At 67.6% G+C, this 18379-nt stretch carries 17 protein-coding genes; 8 read left to right on the forward strand and 9 right to left on the reverse strand.

All coding sequences use genetic code 11. From position 1 onward, the window contains the following. Positions 1-1101: acyl-CoA dehydrogenase family protein (locus AC1DWT_RS06780; RefSeq protein ID WP_477920055.1), on the reverse strand; the 1101-nt coding region annotated here is incomplete at its 3' end. A gap of 51 nt (positions 1102-1152) precedes the next feature. Continuing rightward, on the reverse strand, positions 1153-2322 hold the full coding sequence (locus tag AC1DWT_RS06785; protein ID WP_072939742.1) for an aromatic ring-hydroxylating oxygenase subunit alpha: 1170 nt from the start codon (positions 2320-2322) through the stop codon (positions 1153-1155). A gap of 200 nt (positions 2323-2522) precedes the next feature. Between AC1DWT_RS06785 and AC1DWT_RS06790 the strand changes: the two genes are divergently transcribed. From AC1DWT_RS06790 to AC1DWT_RS06800, 3 genes are all read left to right on the forward strand, one after another. After that, positions 2523-3512 (forward strand): GNAT family N-acetyltransferase, encoded by a 990-nt coding sequence (locus AC1DWT_RS06790; RefSeq protein WP_095862531.1) that lies wholly within the window; start codon positions 2523-2525, stop codon positions 3510-3512. Between the two features lie 221 nt (positions 3513-3733). Further along, positions 3734-4558 carry a mycofactocin-coupled SDR family oxidoreductase gene (locus AC1DWT_RS06795; RefSeq protein ID WP_072939746.1) on the forward strand — a complete coding sequence of 275 codons (825 nt, stop codon included), beginning with the start codon at positions 3734-3736 and terminating at the stop codon, positions 4556-4558. A gap of 19 nt (positions 4559-4577) precedes the next feature. Continuing rightward, entirely contained in the window at positions 4578-6071 is a 1494-nt protein-coding gene (locus AC1DWT_RS06800; protein ID WP_072939747.1) for an aldehyde dehydrogenase, read from the forward strand. Positions 6072-6152: 81 nt separating this feature from the next. Here the strand turns inward: AC1DWT_RS06800 and AC1DWT_RS06805 are convergent, their stop codons facing one another. The 3 genes from AC1DWT_RS06805 to AC1DWT_RS06815 are packed head-to-tail and all read right to left on the reverse strand — an operon-like array spanning position 6153 to position 8552. Then, positions 6153-6809, reverse strand: coding sequence for a TetR family transcriptional regulator (locus AC1DWT_RS06805; protein ID WP_072939750.1), 657 nt, complete (start codon positions 6807-6809; stop codon positions 6153-6155). Positions 6810-6847: 38 nt separating this feature from the next. Next, positions 6848-7750, reverse strand: coding sequence for an alpha/beta fold hydrolase (locus AC1DWT_RS06810; protein WP_072939753.1), 903 nt, complete (start codon positions 7748-7750; stop codon positions 6848-6850). Positions 7751-7772: 22 nt separating this feature from the next. Then, complete coding sequence (locus AC1DWT_RS06815) at positions 7773-8552, reverse strand: SDR family NAD(P)-dependent oxidoreductase (protein WP_072939756.1); 780 nt, start codon at positions 8550-8552, stop codon at positions 7773-7775. 150 nt (positions 8553-8702) lie between these two features. Between AC1DWT_RS06815 and AC1DWT_RS06820 the strand changes: the two genes are divergently transcribed. The 4 genes from AC1DWT_RS06820 to AC1DWT_RS06835 all read left to right on the forward strand — a co-directional run bounded on the left by AC1DWT_RS06820 (position 8703) and on the right by AC1DWT_RS06835 (position 13634). Beyond that, the gene (locus AC1DWT_RS06820; RefSeq protein WP_072939758.1) at positions 8703-9662 is read left to right on the forward strand and encodes a PDR/VanB family oxidoreductase; all 960 of its coding nucleotides are present in this window, start codon (positions 8703-8705) and stop codon (positions 9660-9662) included. Positions 9663-9671: 9 nt separating this feature from the next. Next, positions 9672-11147: an MFS transporter gene (locus tag AC1DWT_RS06825; RefSeq protein ID WP_206013081.1), complete on the forward strand. Its 1476-nt coding sequence runs from the start codon at positions 9672-9674 to the stop codon at positions 11145-11147. Between the two features lie 82 nt (positions 11148-11229). Next, positions 11230-12747: a class I adenylate-forming enzyme family protein gene (locus AC1DWT_RS06830; protein ID WP_072940410.1), complete on the forward strand. Its 1518-nt coding sequence runs from the start codon at positions 11230-11232 to the stop codon at positions 12745-12747. Positions 12748-12791: 44 nt separating this feature from the next. Then, positions 12792-13634 carry an enoyl-CoA hydratase-related protein gene (locus AC1DWT_RS06835; protein WP_072939764.1) on the forward strand — a complete coding sequence of 281 codons (843 nt, stop codon included), beginning with the start codon at positions 12792-12794 and terminating at the stop codon, positions 13632-13634. 68 nt (positions 13635-13702) lie between these two features. On the opposite strand, the gene AC1DWT_RS06840 is transcribed toward AC1DWT_RS06835, so the two are convergent. From AC1DWT_RS06840 to AC1DWT_RS06850, 3 genes are read right to left on the reverse strand one after another with little or no spacing between them, the layout of a single operon-like run. Further along, the gene (locus tag AC1DWT_RS06840; protein ID WP_072939768.1) at positions 13703-14503 is read right to left on the reverse strand and encodes a carbon-nitrogen hydrolase family protein; all 801 of its coding nucleotides are present in this window, start codon (positions 14501-14503) and stop codon (positions 13703-13705) included. Position 14504: 1 nt separating this feature from the next. After that, positions 14505-15857 carry an MFS transporter gene (locus AC1DWT_RS06845; RefSeq protein ID WP_072939770.1) on the reverse strand — a complete coding sequence of 451 codons (1353 nt, stop codon included), beginning with the start codon at positions 15855-15857 and terminating at the stop codon, positions 14505-14507. Then, complete coding sequence (locus AC1DWT_RS06850) at positions 15854-16606, reverse strand: HpcH/HpaI aldolase family protein (RefSeq protein ID WP_072939773.1); 753 nt, start codon at positions 16604-16606, stop codon at positions 15854-15856. Before AC1DWT_RS06850 ends, AC1DWT_RS06845 begins: the two co-directional genes overlap by 4 nt. A 194-nt stretch (positions 16607-16800) precedes the next feature. On the opposite strand from AC1DWT_RS06850, the gene AC1DWT_RS06855 reads away from it, so the two are divergent. Then, a complete protein-coding gene (locus AC1DWT_RS06855) occupies positions 16801-17472 on the forward strand; it encodes a GntR family transcriptional regulator (protein ID WP_072939776.1) in 672 nt (223 codons plus the stop codon). Positions 17473-17485: 13 nt separating this feature from the next. Here AC1DWT_RS06855 and purU read toward each other — a convergent pair whose 3' ends face one another. Beyond that, positions 17486-18370 (reverse strand): formyltetrahydrofolate deformylase, encoded by an 885-nt coding sequence (gene purU, locus AC1DWT_RS06860; RefSeq protein ID WP_072939778.1) that lies wholly within the window; start codon positions 18368-18370, stop codon positions 17486-17488. Between the last annotated feature and the right edge of the window lie 9 nt (positions 18371-18379).

Genomic DNA, 18379 nt, shown 5'->3' on the forward strand with positions numbered 1-18379 from the left:
GCCGCCGTAGATCCGCTGGATCCGCGCGTCGATGTACGCCTTGGCGACGGGATACTCCATCATGTAGCCGTATCCACCGTGGAACTGCACCCCGGCATCGATGACACGGCCCTGCAGTTCCGTTGCCCAGAGTTTGGCCTTCGCCGCATCCACGGCGGTGAGGGTGCCGGCGTTGTGCTCACGCACACACCGGTCGATGTATGCACGGGACACCTCGACGGCCGTCTGCAGTTCGGCGAGGGTGAAGCCGAGGCCCTGAAACTCCCCGACCCGCTTGCCGAAGGCCGTCCGCTCCTTGACGTAGTCGAGGGTCCAGCCGAGGACCGCCTCGGCGGACACCTGCGCGGCGATACCGATGCCGAGTCGTTCGAGGGGGAGGCTCTGCATCAGATACGCGAATCCCGAACCGATCTCACCGAGCAGATTCTCCTTGGGGACGCGGACGTCCTCGAAGAACAATTCGGCGGTGTCCTGGGCGTGCAGACCGAGCTTGTCCAGCTTGCGGCCCCGGGCGAATCCCGGCGTCCCGTCTTCGACGACGAAGAGGCTGAAGCCGCGGGAGCCGGCGGAAGGATCGGTCTTCGCGAACACGATCACCAGGTCGGCGAGGATTCCGCTGGTGATGAACGTCTTGGACCCGTTGATCACCCAGCTGTCGCCGTCGGCGACCGCCGTGGTCTGGATGGCGCGCAGGTCGCTGCCCGCGGCAGGCTCGCTCATCGCGATCGCGCCGATGGTCTCGCCGGTGACGAACCCGGGCAGCCAGCGCCGACGCTGCTCGGCGTCGGCGTGACGGAGCAGGTAGTTCAGGACGATGTCGTCGTTCGTGGAGAATCCGGACTGCAGGGCCGACGCGCCGACCCGGGCGATCTCCTGCTGGATCACGAAGCGGAAGCGGTAGTCCAGTTCGCCGGGACCGCCGTACTCCTCGGGGACGGGCAGTCCGAGCAGACCCTGGCGACCGGCTGCCAGCCAGGTCTCGCGATCGATCAGGCGATCCGCATCCCATTTCTCGAGTTGGGGCACCACGTGCTTGTCGACGAATCCCCGCACGGATTCGCGGAACAACTCGTGGTCCCGGTCGAACAGATCGCTCTGCATGTCTTCCTCCTGATGCGGGACGCCCGTGGGCGCCCCGCACATCATGTGTTGTCAGTTCGTTGCGAGTAGTTTCTGCGTCTCACGCCGGAACACCTGGTTGGCGACCTCGTTCTGGCCCAGCACCATCCGGCCGGCATTGGCGCTGGTCATGCCGTGCTGCGAGTCCCGAAGGAGGGGGAAATCCTCCGCGTGGAGAACGGCGAGGAGGATCTCCCAGTTCTTGGTCCACAGGCGGTTCCACCTCTCCTCGGTCATCTCGGTCTCCGCGACAGGCGGCACGATCAGGCGCATCTCCATGCGGCAGCGCTGCGGATCGGTGGGGTGCGGCCGGAAGGTGAGGAGCTGGAAGTGATCCGGCTGCCGCAACAGGGTGCTGTTGGGGAGCAGGAAATGGGTTTCCGTGATGTCCTTGGCCAGGCTCCGGTCGCCGGGATCCTCTTCGATCCACCGGTCGATCGACTTGCGCGGCGCGATGAATCGGCAGTGCCTGCCGAAGTCCTCGAACGCCAGCACGTTGGTGTGGATGTGCTTTGCCGCGGTATTCGGGTGGGCGTACTGGATGTGATACCCGTCGAGGAAGGCGTCCTGCATGATCTTCCAGTTCACCGGCTCGTCGAATCCCTCGGACTGGAAGGCGATCTTGGAACCGAGGTCGTAGCCGGCGACGATCGTATCCATCTCTTCGCCGAGCCAGCCCGCCACGTCGATCTCGGCGTCCGCGTCGTCGACGACCCAGATGAAACCGTGACGTTCCTCGGTCGGCAATTCCACGAGCCCCATGTTGGTGGTGTCGGTCTCGCCGAACGTGTTGTCGCGGGTGATTGTCCGGAGGCTGCCGTCCGTGTCGTACGACCACCGGTGGTAGGGGCAGGAGAAGAGTCGGCAACGGCCCTTCTCCTCCTTTTCGAGGAGGGCGCCACGGTGCCGGCAGAGGTTGACGAACGTCTTGACGCCGCCGTCGCGCTGTCGGACCACGATGATGTTGTTCCGCGGCATCTGCAGGGTGAAGAAGTCGCCGGCGCGGGGGATCTCGGAACCGTGAGCGACGATCGAGGGGACACGTCCGAAGATGAGGTCACGTTCCCGCTTGGCCACCGCTGGATCGGTGAATTCCTCCGGCTGGAACCAGGTGATGTGGTCGAATTCGTCCGTCGTGTCGTTGCGCAGGTGATCCAGGGCGCGGCGAATGCGTTCCTCGCGGGGGGCTCCGACCTCGGTCATTGCGTTTCCTCCAGTGTCGTGCGGAGTCGAGGGGCCGGCRTTGTCGCCGCTACCCGTCACCGGCTCCGAATGCGGTGTGGATCGACCCATTAAATCTAACTCACATAGATTTATGTGTAAACCCTCGCAGGTCCGGCCGTTGCGGGTGTTATCAATGAGCATTAGGTTTAGGTGACACCGTCCGATGAGGAGTGATACGGATGATTTCCTGTCAATGGTGCGAGGAACTCGCAGACGACGACCGCGACGAGGTTCTCGCCCTGGTGGGCGCGGCCGCGGAATACGACGACGAAGCGGGGTTCTCGCGCATCGAACCGCGTGACGTCACGGCACGTTCGCGGCCGGGGGTGTCGGTATCGCATCTTGCCGTCAAGGCGCGCCGGGGCCTGAGCGCTCTCGACGACGTTCCGCTCGTCGTGGTCGCGTACCTCACTATCGCCGTGGACGACGACGGTCTCGGGACCGTCCAGTTCGTCGTGCACCCCGACTATCGATCGCGGGGGATTGCGACCCTGCTCGTCGAGGAACTGGGCCTCGACGTCGACCGGCCGGACGGCTGGATGGGTACCGGTGCGCGCACGCTGCGCGTCTGGGCCTTCGGCACGCATCCCGCGGCCGAGCGCCTGACTCGACGGTTCGGGATCTCGTCGGTGAGCCGGCTGTGGACCCTGTTCCGCAGCCTGACCGGGCCGTTCGCGGTTCCGCTCGATCCGGTGCACCTCCCGGCCGGGTCCGTGCTGGAGGCACCGCGCGGGCTGGAGGCCCCCGAGTCGGTGAAGGCTCTCGACGACGTGCTGGGCCGTTCGGGAATTCCGGCCGCTCAGCTCGAGAAACTGTCGGAGAGCCGTGCCCACGGAACCGGGTCCGTCGTACTCGCGTCCGGCGACGCCGGCCGCCCCCAGGGGTTCGTCTGGCTGGACCCGTCGCTGCACACGCACCTCGAACTGCGGGCGGCGTGGATCCGTGCGCTGGTGCTCGAGAAGGAGGCACGGGGCGGCGGCCTGGGTGCGGCGCTGCTCGTGCGCGCGCTCGAGGTGCTGCGCGACGCGGGGGCCCAGATCGCCTTGATGAGAATCGATCCCGACGACGACGGTGCGGTCCGGCTCTGCCGGTTGCTGTCGTTCGAGCAGGAGGATGCGCACACGTGCTACCAGGTCGGTGAGTGGCATGAGGCCCCCGGCTACCTCTGAGGCATGAGACGGAGAACGATATTTGTGTCACTGTTGACGAGCGGCGAATCCCGCGATACTGTCCTGTGACACGGCTCACAAGCGGTGTCCGTTTCGAGGGCGTCCGGCCGACGGCCCTCGAACCCAAGACCCACATCCAGTGCTCACATCGCGCGCACGCCGCGCGACATTTCGGGGCACATCACCGACATCTCAGACTCGGTTGAACGAGAGGACACGTCATGGCACGACTCGAGGGGAAGGTCGCGTTCGTCACCGGTGCGGCACGCGGACAGGGACGTTCGCACGCGGTGCGACTGGCGGAGGAGGGCGCCTCCGTCATCGCGATGGACATCTGCGAGCAGATCGACACCGTCTTCTATCCGATGGCGACCACGGATGATCTTGCCGAGACCGAACGCCTGGTCAAGGAGGCCGGCGGTTCCATCGTCACGTCGGTGGGCGACGTCCGGAACCGCGCCGACGTCCAGCGCGCGTACGACGCCGGGATCGAACAGTTCGGTCACGTCGACATCGTCCTGCCCAACGCCGGCATCATGCCCGTCATCGGACCCGGAAATCAGCCGCAGGCGTGGCACGACGCCATCGACGTGATGCTCACCGGCGTGTGGCACGTACTCGAGGTGACGGTGCCCGGGCTGATCGAGCGGGGCGAGGGCGGGTCGATCGTCATCACCAGTTCCGCCGCGGGCCTCACCAGCATCGGGCTCAACACGTTCCCCGGCCAGGCCGGTTACTCCGCGGCCAAACACGGCGTCGTCGGTCTCATGCGCCTGTACTCGAAGCAGCTTGCGAAGCACAGCATTCGGGTCAACACCGTGCATCCCACCGGGGTGAACACCCCGATGGTGGCCAACGCCGAATACGGCGAGTTCGTCAACTCGCACCCCGAGGTCGCGAACGACGAATCGTACAAGAATCCGATGCCGGTCGAGCTGATCGAGGCCGTCGACATCAGCAACGCCATCGTGTTCCTCGCCTCCGACGAGGCGCGGTACGTCACGGGCGTGACCCTGCCGGTCGATGCCGGCTACAACAACCGCTGAGCGAAGGGAATTTTCGACCATGACGACAACAGAGTCGGCGGCCGCAGCGCCTCCGAAGATCGCCGATCGCGAGCAGGTGTTCGTGGGCGGCCGGTGGGTGGAGTCGACGGGAGACGAGTGGATCGACCTCGTCGACCCGTTCACCGAGAATAAGGCGGCGCGAATCCGCAGCGCCACAACCGAAGACGTCGAACGCGCCGTGCAGGCCGCTCGCACGTCATTCGATTCCGGTGGGTGGGCGTCGCGCACGATGGCCGAACGCGCCGACGTCCTCGACGAGATCGCTTCGCGACTCGAGAGCCGCGTGGAGGAGTTGACCCCGCTCGGCGTGATCGAGGTCGGCATCCCCGTCGCGGTCAGCGGCCCGACCCAGCAGATGACCGCCGGGTTGTTCCGCGCCGTGGCGGCCGTGGCCCGCGACTACTCCACCCGCGACGACCGGACCCGCGCCGACGGCGGGGTCTCGCGAATCCTGAAGGAACCGACCGGGGTCGTGGCAGCCATCATCCCCTGGAACGGGCCCATCGGGACGATCGCCTTCAAGGTGGCCCCCGCCCTCGCCGCAGGGTGCTCGGTGATCCTCAAGACGGCGCCGGAAGCCCCACTGTCGCCGTCCGTGTTCGCCGACGTCATCGGGGAACTGACGGCCGAAGGGAAGATTCCGGATGGCGTCGTCAGCGTTCTCTGCGCCGACCGGGAGGTGTCCGAAACTCTCGTCACCAATCCCGACGTCGATCACATCACGTTCACCGGAAGCACTCTCGCCGGGCGGCGCATCATGTCGCTCGCCGGTGAGCGCATCGCCCGGGTGTCGCTCGAACTCGGTGGCAAGTCGGCGGCGATCATCCTCGACGACGCCGATCTGGGGCACGTCATGCAGTCGCTCCCGATGGGTGGCTGCATGCAGAGCGGTCAGGCGTGTATCGCGCTGACGCGGGTGCTCGTGTCACGCAAGCGCCACGACGAGGTGGTCGAGGCGCTCAAGGGCGCACTGGGCTTCCTCACCATGGGAAACCCGTGGGAGCAGACGACATTCCTCGGCCCGCTCGCCATGGAACGGCAGCGTGACCGGGTCGAGAGCTACATTGCCTCGGCGAAGGAGGAGGGCGCGACCGTCGTGCTCGGAGGCGGCCGCCCCGCAGGCGTCGACCACGGCTTCTTCGTCGAACCGACCCTGATCGACGGCGTGCGCAACGACATGCGGGTCGCGCAGGAGGAGATCTTCGGTCCCGTGGTCTCCGTGATCACCTACGAGGACGAGGACGAGGCGATCGCCATCGCCAACGACTCGATCTACGGACTGTCCGGCGCGGTGTACACGGCCGACCTCGAGCACGGTTTCGAGGTGGCCCAGCGTATCCGGACCGGAACGGTCAGCGTGAACGCCACCATCATCGACTTCACCGTGCCCTTCGGCGGCTACAAGCAGTCCGGCGTCGGACGTGAAGGCGGCGTCGAGGGTCTCGAGGAGTTCTTCGAGACCAAGACGGTGCATCTGCCCGCCATCGGGTAGCGGATCGCCGGCACCGAGATGACGAAGGGCCCCTGGAACATCGTGTCCCAGGGGCCCTTCGCCTCGTCGGGTGCCGGCGTGTCAGGCGGAGCGTTCCTGCGGGGCGTTCGCGGCGGCCGCATCGTTTCGCATCACGCCGTACAGGAAGCTGCGGATCATCTCCTCGAACAATCGCTTCGACGAGAGTTCGTTGGCGGCAAGCGCTTCGGCGAGGAGTGGCTGAGACTCCGGATCGACGTTCGGGAAGATCGTTGCCCGGGTGCTCGGCTTGCGCATCGCCTCCGTGAGGACCGCGCCGATCGACAACGTCTCCATCCCGTCCAGAATCTGGACGTGGAGATGCGTCGGCACACCGGAGTCCAGCAGGAACCGGGCCGTGTCCTCGTACGTGCCGATCAGGAGGTCCCGCGGCAGATACTGCAGGAGGATCGGCGCGGCGTTCCGGTGGCGCAGGATGGCCTGGCGGAAATTCATGCTCAACGCCACGAAGAACTCGGGCCAGTCGGGACCGGGTTTGCGGCGGGGACGGACTACGGACGCGCCGGCGATGTGCCGAGCCACCGCGGAGAGGATCTCGCTCTTGTCCGCGAAGTGGTGGTACAACGACGGCGCCTGCACTCCGAGGTGCTTGGCCAGTCGCGGCAGACTGAATGCCTCGAGTCCTTGGGAATCGATGATCTCGATGGACGCCTGCACCGCAGCCGCGCGGCTGATCAGGGGCTTCGATGGTCGGGGCATGTCAGGCTTTCCGGTCAGGGTGTTCGCTCGGATGGTTGTCAGTCATGATGAGGTGAATCGTAGTCGGTCGTGGTCACCTCATGGGTGTAGGCGACGTCGCCGTCGAGGAAATCGAGCAGGCCGCCGCTGAGCAGGTCGTTGTCGTCGCCGCTGACCATGTGCCCGGCCCCTCCGACATCGATGTGACGGGCCGTCGGGATCAGTTCCAGCAGGTCACGGGCACCGTCCGCGCTGACGACGTCGGACTGCGCGCCCCGGATGAGGAGGGTCGGGACGCGCACCGCGCGCGCCGCGGCACGGGCCCGCGCCTCCCGGACCTCGGCGTGGTCGTCGGTGTTCTCCCGATACGTGATCATCCGTGGATCCCAGTGCCAGTACCAGCGCCCGTCGCGGAGGCGAAGGTTTTTGCGAAGTCCCTCGACGCGCGGCGGACGACGACGGTGCGGGTTGTAGGCGACGACGGCGTCGAGCGCGTCGTCGAGGGTGTCGAAACCGGCGAGGCCGCTCTCCATGAACGACGTGATCTTGGCGAGGCCGCCGGGTTCGGCGCGGGGGGTGATGTCCACCAGGACCAGCGCGCGGCCGATGCCGTGGTCGCCCTGCGCGAGCAACGACGCCATTCCGCCCATGGACGCGCCGACCAGCACCGGTGGCTCGTCGAGACCGGCGGCGACGGCCGCGAGGTCGCGCGCGTGGGCGTTGCTGCCGTAGTCGCCGTCCTCGGCCCACTCGCTCTCACCGTGACCGCGAGCGTCGATGGCCAGGGCGCACCAGCCGTTGTCGGCGAGTCGAATTCCGGTGCGCTGCCACGAATGACGGGTCTGCCCACCACCGTGCAGCAGCAGGACGATTCCCTTCTTCGCGGACGCAGGCTCCCACCGGTCCGCGACGAGAGTGAGTCCGTCGCCTCGCAGTTCGGTGCGAATCGTGGTGATCGGCATGGTCGTTGTCGCCTTTCGTCGGTCAGTGACCGGAGGTTCCGCCGTCGACGGCGAGCGTCGAACCGGTGATGTAGCCCGAGGCCCGGCTGGCGAGGAAGACCACCGCCGCGTCGAGTTCGCGCTGGGTGGCGGTTCGTCCGAGTGAACAGTCGTGGAGGAATGCCGCGAGTGTCTCCGCCGACATCTCGCCGATCATGTCGGTGTCGACGAATCCCGGTGCGATCGCATTGACCCGGATGCCCTTGCGCCCCGACCACTGGTTCGACAGATCCCTGGTCAAGCCGATGAGCCCCGCCTTGCTCGACGAGTACGCGGCCTGCGGGAGTACCGACTTCACCAGGCCGAGCATGCTGGTGATGTTGACGATGCTGGAACCGGGGCCCATCACGCGGGCGCAGGCCTGCGCGGCCCAGTAGGCGCCGAAGAGGTTCACGTCGAGCACCGCCCGATAGTCCTCGGGCCGCTCGCGGGTGGCGGGTGCAGCGTGGGTGACCCCGGCATTGTTCACCAGGATGTCGAGTCTGCCGAACCGGTCGATCGCCGCCCGGGCGAGCGCGTCGCACTGCTGTGGATCGGTCACGTCGGTGGGGACGACCAGGCAGTCGCGACCGCGTTCGGTCACCGATCGGGCGACCGCGTCGAGTCGGTCGCGCCGTCGTGCGGCGATCACGACATCCGCGCCCGCCTCGGCGAGCGCGCACGCGAAACCTGCGCCGAGGCCGCTGCCCGCGCCGGTGACGACGGCCACGGAGTCGGTCAGGCGGAACAGGTCGAGCACCGATTCGGTTGCCTGCGGGTTCATGAGCGAGGTCTCCCATCCAAAATTCTAATGCACATAGGTTTATCGCAGGTGCTGCCGCGGGGCAACATCTCCGACGTGCGTCTTGCGTGACATTAATCTAATGACATAAGATTTACGAGCAAGTGGAGTCGAGTGGAACGAGACAGGTACATGACCAGCAATGCGAACCAGGAGCGGCTGCAGATGCAGGTCGCCGGTAAGGAAACGCTTGCCGACGGCGTCGTGCGACTCACGCTGGTCGACGAGTCCGGTGCCGCGGCCCCGGCCTGGACACCGGGTTCACACATCGATCTGGTCCTCGACGACACGATCACCCGCCAGTACTCGCTGTGCGGGGATCCCGGCGACACGACGTCGCTGACCGTGGCCGTGCTCCGTGAGGCCGACGGTCGAGGCGGCTCGATCCGCGTCCACGACAAGCTCGAATCCGGCGACCTCGTCACCGTGGCAGGTCCCCGGAACCACTTCGCCCTCGTCGACGCCGACTCGTACCTGTTCGTGGCCGGCGGGATCGGCATCACGCCCCTGCTCCCCATGGCGCGGGAAGTGGATTCGAAGGGAACGCCCTGGCGCCTGCTCTACGGCGGGCGGACCCGCGCGAGCATGGCATTCGCCGACGAACTCGCGGACGCACACCCGGATCGGGTGCTCCTCCGCCCGCAGGACGAGCACGGACACCTAGATCTCGCCACGGCCCTCGACGAGGCCGAGCCCGGAACCGTCGTCTACTGCTGCGGGCCGGAACCGTTGCTGCAGGCCATCGAATCGGCGTGCCGGGAACGTCCGCACGTCACCCTGCACGTCGAGCGCTTCGCGCCGAAGGCGCTTCCGGAAGGCGACGACGGCGCGTTCGAGGTCGAACTCGGCCGATCCGGGCGCACGGTGCAGGTTGCCGCGGACGAGACGGTTCTCGACGCCGTCCTCCGGGAAGGCCTCGACGTCGACTTCTCCTGCCGGGAGGGCACCTGCGGAACGTGCGAGGTCGCGGTGCTCGGCGGCACCCCTGATCACCGGGACTCCGTTCTCAGCGAGGACGAGCAGGCGGAGAACGACGCGATGATGATCTGCGTGTCCCGGAGTTGCACACCCAAGCTGATCCTGGATCTCTGACGGATGGTGATGACGGGGGCGGAGTCGGCCACGGTCACGGTTCCGGCCCGACGGTCCGGGAAGCGCGATCGGCTGCTGGTCCCGGCGCTGTGCTTCGTCGTCATGACCACGGCCGTCATCCAGACGGCGGTCGTGCCGCTGCTCCCCGCGATGGCGTCGCAACTCGGGGTCGATTCGGCCGCCGTGGGCTGGGTGGTCACCGCGAACCTGCTCGCCGCGGCAGTGTGCACTCCGGTTCTCGGCAGACTCGCCGATCGGCAAGGTCCGCGCCCGGTGCTGCTGGGGACGCTCGTCCTGGTGCTCCTCGGTTCGGTGCTGTGCACCGTCACCGAGCAACTCCCGTTCCTCGTGCTCGGCCGAATCCTTCAGGGGGTGTCGTTCGCGCTGTTCCCGATCGGCGTCGCCGTACTGAGAGGGCGTCTCGACCCGCGCCGGCTCCTGGGGGCCATCGGKCTGATGTCGGGGATCCTGGCCGTGGGCGGGGGACTCGGCATGGTCGCCGCCGGCGTCCTGCACGCCGAGGGCGCGGACTTCCGGCGAGTGTTCGCCCTGCTCGTCGGGCTGAACCTCGCCGCCCTCGTCGTCGCCTGGGTGACCGTACCTCGCGGCGGCGCGGCGCGGACCCGCAGCGGCATGGACCCGGTCGGCGTCGGACTCATGGCCGTGGGCCTGTCCGCGATCCTGATCGCCCTCGCCGAAGGCGGCCGGTGGGGCTGGGCCTCACCGGCGACGATCGGCGTGGCGGCACTGGGGATCGCCGTCACGGCGGGGTGGTACCTGCACGAGCGACGGACCCGGGCGCCTCTCGTCCCGCCGATGCTGCTGACCGGGCGGCGAGTTGCGGGCACGCACCTCGCGGCGTTTCTCGTCGGGATGGCCATGTACATCCAGTTCCTCGGTTCGGCGCAGTTCGTGCAGGCCTCGCGCGCCGCCGTCGGATACGGCTTCGACGCCTCGGTACTGCGCACCAGCCTCCTCGTGCTGCTCCCCGGTTCGGTGGCGGGGGTGGTGGCGGCGTCGGCGAGCGGCCGATTCGTTCACCGCTTCCGCGCCGACCGCGTGCTCGTCGCAGCCTGCGGGATCGGGGTGGCCGGATTCGCGATGCTGGCACTGGCCCACTCCCGGTTGTGGCAGGTGATCGTGGCGCTCGTCGTGATCAACGTCTTCGTGAGCGGGTCCTACGCGGTGCTGCCCGCGTTGCTCGTCGACGCCGTGCCTGCCGAATTCACCGGGGTCGCCAACGGCGTCAACGCGATTGCGCGGACGTTCGGCAGTTCCCTCGCCAGCGCGCTGGTCGCGACACTGCTCGCGTCCGTGACGGTCGCCGGCACGGATCTGGCGTCGGAGCGGGCGTTCGTGATCGCGTTCTGGGTGGGCGGCGCGGCGGCGGGATCGGCCGGGTTGGCAATCGCTCGAGCGGAACACTTTTCGAGAAAACGTGCCGATCGGGGTGTCCGATTCGGTGCAGTATCAGTTAATCTATAGATCATAGGTTTGTAGCGGTGGCGCGAGGCGTCTGCCGTGTCATCGATGTCGCCCGGCGGCGACGGCGGAAGGTTGAGTGGAGATGGCTGCGACAATCGGGTCGGCATTGCACTGGTGGGCGGCGACGAAGGGCGACCAGCGGGCGATCGTCGTAGACGACGACGCGCTCACGTACCGGGAACTGCAGGACTGGTCGAGCCGCGTCGCTCGCCGGGTCGTCGAGGCCGGAATCGAGCCGGGTGACCGAGTCGGCGTGCTCGGCCCGAACTCGCTCGAGTGGCCGGCCGTCGCGCTCGGAGTGCTCAAGGCGGGCGCGGTCCTCGTCCCGCTGAACCCCCGGCTCAAGCCGGCGGAACTCCGCAAGGTGGTCGACGACGCGGGAGCCCGGCTGGTGCTGGCGCCCGCCGAATTCGGCGACGCGGTGGACGCGACCCGCACCCTGGGGGCGACGTTCGATTCGCTGCCCTTCGACGAGTTCGCGGCGTTGCGCGGTGGCGGTGTGGACGACTTCCGGATCGACGTCGGTCCCGAAGACCCCACGGCGCTGCTGTTCACCAGCGGGTCGACGGGGCTCTCCAAGGGCGTGATCTGCACCAATCGCACCCTGCTCAACATCGTCTTCGAGGCGTCGCTGACCGAAGAGGGGCTGCGGCCCGGTGCGACGACACTGCTGGTGCTGCCGCTCGTCTTCACCCCGGGCCTCGTGTGGGGTCTGCTCATGACCACCGTGCTCGGCGGCACCATCATCATCGAACGCGAGCTGAAGCCGGGACGCGCCGCGGCGTTGCTGAGCGAACACAAGGTCCAGGCGCTGTTCGGTGTCCCGTTGATCTTCGAGGCCATCTCCCGTGCCCCGGAATTCGACGACGCGGATCTCGGTTCCCTGCGCACGGCGATCGTCGGCGGCGCCGCCGTCGCACCCGCTCTGCTGCAGCGGTGGGCGGACAAGGGAGTGGCGCTCCGGCAGATCTACGGAATGACCGAGGCCGGGGGAGTCGCGACCGCCACCCTCGTGAGCGAGGCATTCGACCACCCCGGGACGTGCGGAAACGGCTCCATCTTCACCGAGATGAAAGTTGTCCGCCCGGACGGGACCGAGGCCGACCCCGGCGAGGAAGGCGAAATTCTCCTCAGCGGGCCCGGCGTCACGCCCGGCTACTGGAACGACGAGGAGTCCACCGCGGCCGCGCTGCGGGACGGCTGGCTGCACAGCGGTGATCTGGGAACGCGGGACGGCGAAGGGCGTCTGCAGTTCGTCGACCGGCTCAAGGACCTCATCATCACCGGAGGTATCAACATCTCTCCGGTGGAACTCGAACGCGTGATCGGTGAGATCGAGGGAGTGGAGGAAGTGGCGGTGATCGCCGCGAAGGACCCACGATTCGGTGAGACTCCCGCCGCGATCGTGACGGTGACCGGCGACGTCGACGAGGTCGCCATCGTCGAGCACTGCGACCGACTCGTCGCCGACTACAAGGTGCCCCGGTACGTCGTGATCCGGAACGAACCCCTGCCGCGCCTCCCCAGCGGAAAGCTGTCGAAGACCGCGATCAGATCCGAGTACCGCGACGTATCCGAACGGTTCTCGAAGGTGCGCTGACACACCGCGCGACACGGGACCACACGACGAAAAGAGAACAGTTCATGACGAGTATCGCCACCGAGAGCGTCGTCCAACTCGAGCGGGACGGTGAGATCGCGATCGTGCGGCTGAATCGCCCGGATCGACTCAACGCCTTCACTCTCGAGGTGCGGGACCGCATCATCGAGGTCTTCGACGAGTGCGATGCCGACGACACCATCCGTGCGATCGTCCTCACGGGAACCGGCCGGGCCTTCTGCGCCGGGGCCGACCTCGCGAAGGGCGGCGAGACGTTCGTCACGGAGGACGACGCGGAAAGCGGCGAGGCGCCGCCCGATTCGGGCGGTCAGGCGTCGCTGCGGATCTACCGGTCGACGAAGCCGGTGATCGCGGCGATCAACGGTCCTGCAGCGGGAGTCGGTGTGACGATGACACTGCCCGCCGACGTCCGGATCGCCTCCGACACAGCCAAGTTCGGTTTCGTGTTCACCCGTCGCGGGCTCGTGCCCGAAGCCTGTTCCACCTGGTTCCTGCCCCGGATCGTCGGGATCTCGACCGCCGTCGAGTGGGCCGTGGGCGGGAAGATGGTGTCGGCGGCGGAGGCGCTCGAACGCGGCCTCGTCCGCGAGGTCGTCCCCGCCGCAGACGTGCTGCCGCGAGCGATTGCGGTGGCGCGCGAACTGGCGGCGGGCACCTCGCCGGTCTCCGTCGCGCTGACCCGGCAGTTGATGTGGAGAATGCTCGGCGCCGACAGCCCCGAGGTCGCGCACCGGGCCGAGTCGATCGCCATCCACGTCCGCGGAACGTCGGCGGATGTCCGGGAAGGGGTCGCAGCGTTCCTCGACAAGCGGCAACCCGACTTCCCCCAGTCGGTGTCCGACGGCCTGCCCGACGTCTTCCGCTGAATACCGTTGCGCGCGAATTGGTCAGGCTCACACGCAATAGCGTGTGAGCCTGACCAATTCGCCGGCATCTACTGCTTGGCCACCACCTCGAAGCGGCGCAGCGTCAGCGCCGGGTTCTTGGCGCGGACCTCGGCGATGCGCTCGGCGGAGACGGTGCCGATCGCGGTCCCGGTCCGTTCGCCGAGGGACGCGATCACCACGCCCATCGGATCGACGATGACGGACGCGCCCGAACCCACCGGGGCGCACTGATCGGCCGCGGCGACGTAGATGGTGTTCTCGATGGCCCGGGCGCGGACCAGCGTGGTCCAGTGGTCCTCCTTGAGCGGGCCGGGCACCCACTCGGCCGGCAGGACCAGGACGTCGGCGCCCGCGTCGACGATGCGCCGGGTCACCTCCGGGAACCGCAGGTCGTAACACGTCTGCAGGCCGAACGTGATGCCGTCGACCGTGAACGTCTCGGGATCGCCGATGGTCCCCGCCTGCACGAACTCCGACTCCTGGTAGCCGAACGCGTCGTACAGATGCAGCTTTCGGTACGTGGCGGCGATGCCGCCGTCGGGGGCGATCGCGACGAGGGTGTTGAAGATCCTGCGTTCGCCCGGGATCGCCTCGTTGATCCCGGTGACGAGCGTCAGCCCGTGCCGGACGGCGATCTCGCGCAGGCCGGTGACGAATTCACCGTCGAGGGATTCGGCGGAGTCCACGAACCGCTCGTCCATCACCGGGAGCGTGAACATCGCGTATTCGGGAGTCGCCAGCACCCGGGCGCCGCCCGCGGCCGCTTCCTCCGCGAACTTCGCGATCTGCGCGAGGTTGTCGTGCTTGTCCGCACCCGATGCGAACTGTGCGATTGCGACGTCGATCATGTCAGTACCTTTCCGAGGTGATGGGTGCGGGCATGCGTTCGATCTTGCCGAGCACCACGGTGTAGCAGAAGATTCCGCCGACGAGTACGGCTCCGGTCGCGATGAAGGCGCCCGCGAACGAGCCCGTGGAGTCGACCACCATGCCGGTCACGATAGGCGCTGCGATCCCGAGGAGGTTGGCGACGAAGTTGACGATTCCGCCGAGCGATCCGGTGTAGCCCTGCGGTGCGATCAGGGCGACGATGCTCGAACCCGCGGGAACGGACACGGCCAGACCGGCGGCACCGATCGACAGGAAGATCAGCGCGACCGCGATCGATCCCGCATACGCTGCACCCGTCACGGCCAGGGACGCGAGAAGGCTGACCACCAGCACCGTCCGGCGCACCTTGGTGACGTCGCCGGTCCGAGCCAGCCATCGGTCCATCAGGATGCCCGCGATGAGGAACTGCGCGATGACGGCCACCAGCCACGGAATCATCGTGTAGATGCCTCCTTTGAGCAGGTTCACCCCGAACTGCTTCTCCAGGTAGGCGGGCAACCAGGTGAGCAGGACGTAGTACGCGTAGGTGTACGACGCGTAGCCGAGCGCCAGGCCCCACGTCTTGCGCCGGCGCAGAAGGTATCCCAGTCCGTTCAGTGAGCCCGCCGTCTCGGCGTCCTCGTCCTCGGCGCCGCCTTCGCGGATGAAGTCGAATTCCTCCTGGCTGAGGCGCCCCTTGGCGAGCGCCTGCTTCGGGGTGAGATAGAGCAGCCACCACACGGCCAGATAGCCGACGGACAGGATGCCGGTGAAGATGAACGCCGCATGCCAGCTGAACGTCGTGACGAGGAAGGCCATGATCGGGATGCCGATCACGTTGGAGACCTTCGCGCACCCGTCGAAGACGGCCGTCGCGGTTCCGCGCTCCTGGCGGGGGAACCACTGGCCGATCGCCTTCCAGCCCGCGGGTACCGTCGGCGCCTCACCGACGCCGAGGACCAGACGGGCGAGGAGAAGCATGCCGAGACCGCCCGCGGCGGCGGACGCGAACGAGGCGACTGCCCACAGGAACGCCGCCACCCGGTTGACCCACCGGACGCCGATCTTGTCGATGAACGATCCGATCGGCATCTGCAGCATGGCGTAGGTCCAGAGGAACGCCGAGGACACCATGCCCATCTGCGAGGCGCTGATATCGAAGTCCCGCATGATCTCCGGGGCTGCGATCGACAGGTTGACGCGGTCGATGTAGTTGACGAACATGCCGACGCCGAGAACTCCGGCGATCGTCCACCGGGCACGACCCACGCGGGGGCGGACGGCCGCGTCCGTGCCTGTGGGGGAAGCGGATCCCGACGTCCGGGTCGTCATCGTGACTCCCTGATCTGCTTGATCTGCTCGAACGGTCCCGCGAACCCTGCGGCGAGCGCGCCGTGCTGCATGATCAGCGCCATCTGATCGGCCCCGTGCTGCACCGCGAACTCCTTCTCTTCCACGCTCCACGCGGGGAGCACCCACGGCTTGCCCGCTTCGGCGGCTGCCGAGGCCACCGCGGCGAGGTCGGTGAAGTCACCCTCCTTGCGTGAGTATGCTCCCCGCTCGCGGCGGAGGGACAGGTCCGAGGGCCCGACGAACACACCGTCGACGGTGTCGAGCGCCAGGATCTCGGCGATGGCCTCGATCGCTCCGGCGTCCTCGATCATCGGGTAGCAGCGGGTGAACGCGTCCTGCTCCGCGACCCACTCGTCGGTGAAACCGCCGTAGCCGGTGGTCCGCCCGCCCGCGAAGCTCCGGTCGCCGAGCGGCGGAAACTTCGCGAATGCCGTGATTTCCTTTGCATGAGCGGCATTTTCGATGTGCGGGATGACGACCGCGGTCGCGCCGAAGTCCAGCGCCTGCTGAATGGGTCCGCGTTCGGGTCCGAGTACCTTGGCCAGGACCTCCATGCCGAGGCTGCGCAGGAACGGGATGAACCGTTCGAGATCCGCGAGGTCGAACGATCCGTGCTCGATGTCGAGGACCACGGCGCCGTAGCCGATGCCGCGCGCGATTTCCGCTGCGGCGAAGCTCGGGTCGGACAGCCAGATCGCGTAACGCCGATCGGCGGGAGTGCTGTACATGCTGGTGGTCTCCTTTTTCGGGGGTCACTTGCCGGAAACGGGTGGCTCTCGGCCGTCACTGCGCTGTGACCGCTCCCACATCCGCTCTGTATATGTTATGTATACACAAAGAATACTTGGTGTGTCCATAGCTTGTATGATCAATTTGTTACGAGTCCGTCAATCCCGGCGGGTCGTCTGACGAAGGGATCGCGATGTCGGCATCGACGCTCACCGGGCCCACCGGTGAATCCGGACCGGCACGAGATCGGGTGTACGTCTGGCTGCGGGACGAGATCATCCGCGGATCCATCGAAGGCGGCCGATTCCTCGACGAGCTCTGGGTCTCCGGGACGATGGGGGTGTCACGGACTCCGGTGCGAGAAGCGTTCCACCGCCTCGCCGCCGAACGATTCATCACGCTGCTCCCGCGCAAGGGGGCGCAGGTGCGCACGGTCACGGCTCGTGAACTCGAAGAGGTCTACCAGACCCGGCTGCTCATCGAGGGCCACGCGGTGGCCGCCCTGTGCGCGCGGGGAGCCGGCGCACCCGCGCACATGGTCGATCTGATCGAGCCGATGGAAGCCGCCGGGCGCGAGCAGGACTGGTTCGCCGTGTCCGGCCTCGACCGCGAATTCCACCTGACCATGGTCAGTGCCGCACAGAACTCCGTCCTGACCGAACTCTACGATTCGCTGCGGTCACGGCAGCAGCGCGTCGCCGTCCGCGCGCTGCACGTCGGGCCCCAACGGCTCGACACCATCAACGCGCAGCACCGGGCGCTCGTCGCCGCACTCGACGCGGTCGACGCGGACACGGCGCTGGACATCCTCACCGCCCACCTGCGGCCCGTCCCGGAAGTGCTGGCGCTGCTGCCGTCCCAGTAGCCGGGCGGCGAAATCAGCTGAACACCACCGTCTTACGGCCGTGTACGAGGACGCGGTCCTCGAGGTGCCAGCGCAGGCCGCGGGACAGCACGAGCTTCTCGATGTCGCGACCCTGCCGGACCATGTCCGCGACCTCGTCGGCGTGGTCGACGCGGATCACGTCCTGCTCGATGATGGGGCCCGCGTCGAGTTCGGCCGTCACGTAGTGGCAGGTCGCGCCGATCAGCTTCACACCACGGGCGAATGCCTGGTGGTACGGGCGGGCGCCGACGAACGACGGCAGGAAGCTGTGGTGGATGTTGATCGCCCGGCCGGCCCAGTGCTCGCACAGTTCCGACGGCAGCACCTGCATGAACCGTGCCAGCACCACAGCATGGGGGTCGTGGGCGTCGACGAGTTCACGCACCTGCTCGAACGCGGGCCCGCGCTCGGCGGGATCCTTCGGGAACGGCACGTGATGGAAGTCGATGCCGTGCTGTCGCGTGACGGCCTCCAGGTCGCGGTGGTTGCCGATCACCGCGCAGATGTCGGCGGGCAACTCGCCTCCGGCCGCGCGGCCCAGCAGGTCGTGGAGGCAGTGCGCCTCCTTGCTCACCAGCAGCACCACCCGTTTGCGCTCGCCCGTGTCGGACACGGTCCACTCGGTCTCCGGGCCGAGTTCGGCGGCGACGGCCGCGAACCGCTCCCGGAGTTCTCCGATCGACATGTCGACGGACGACGCCCGCACCGCCTGACGGGTGAAGAACCAGCCGGTGTCGGCGTCGGCGTGGTACGCCGCCTCGACGATCCAGCCGCCGACCTCGGCGAGGAACGTCGAGATCCGGGCGACGATGCCGGTGCGGTCGGGGCAGCCGAGAGAAAGGACGTACCGGTGGTCCTCGGTCGAAGCAGCGCTCATGGGCACCAG

Source organism: Rhodococcus sp. P4_B6 (genome assembly GCF_056402215.1).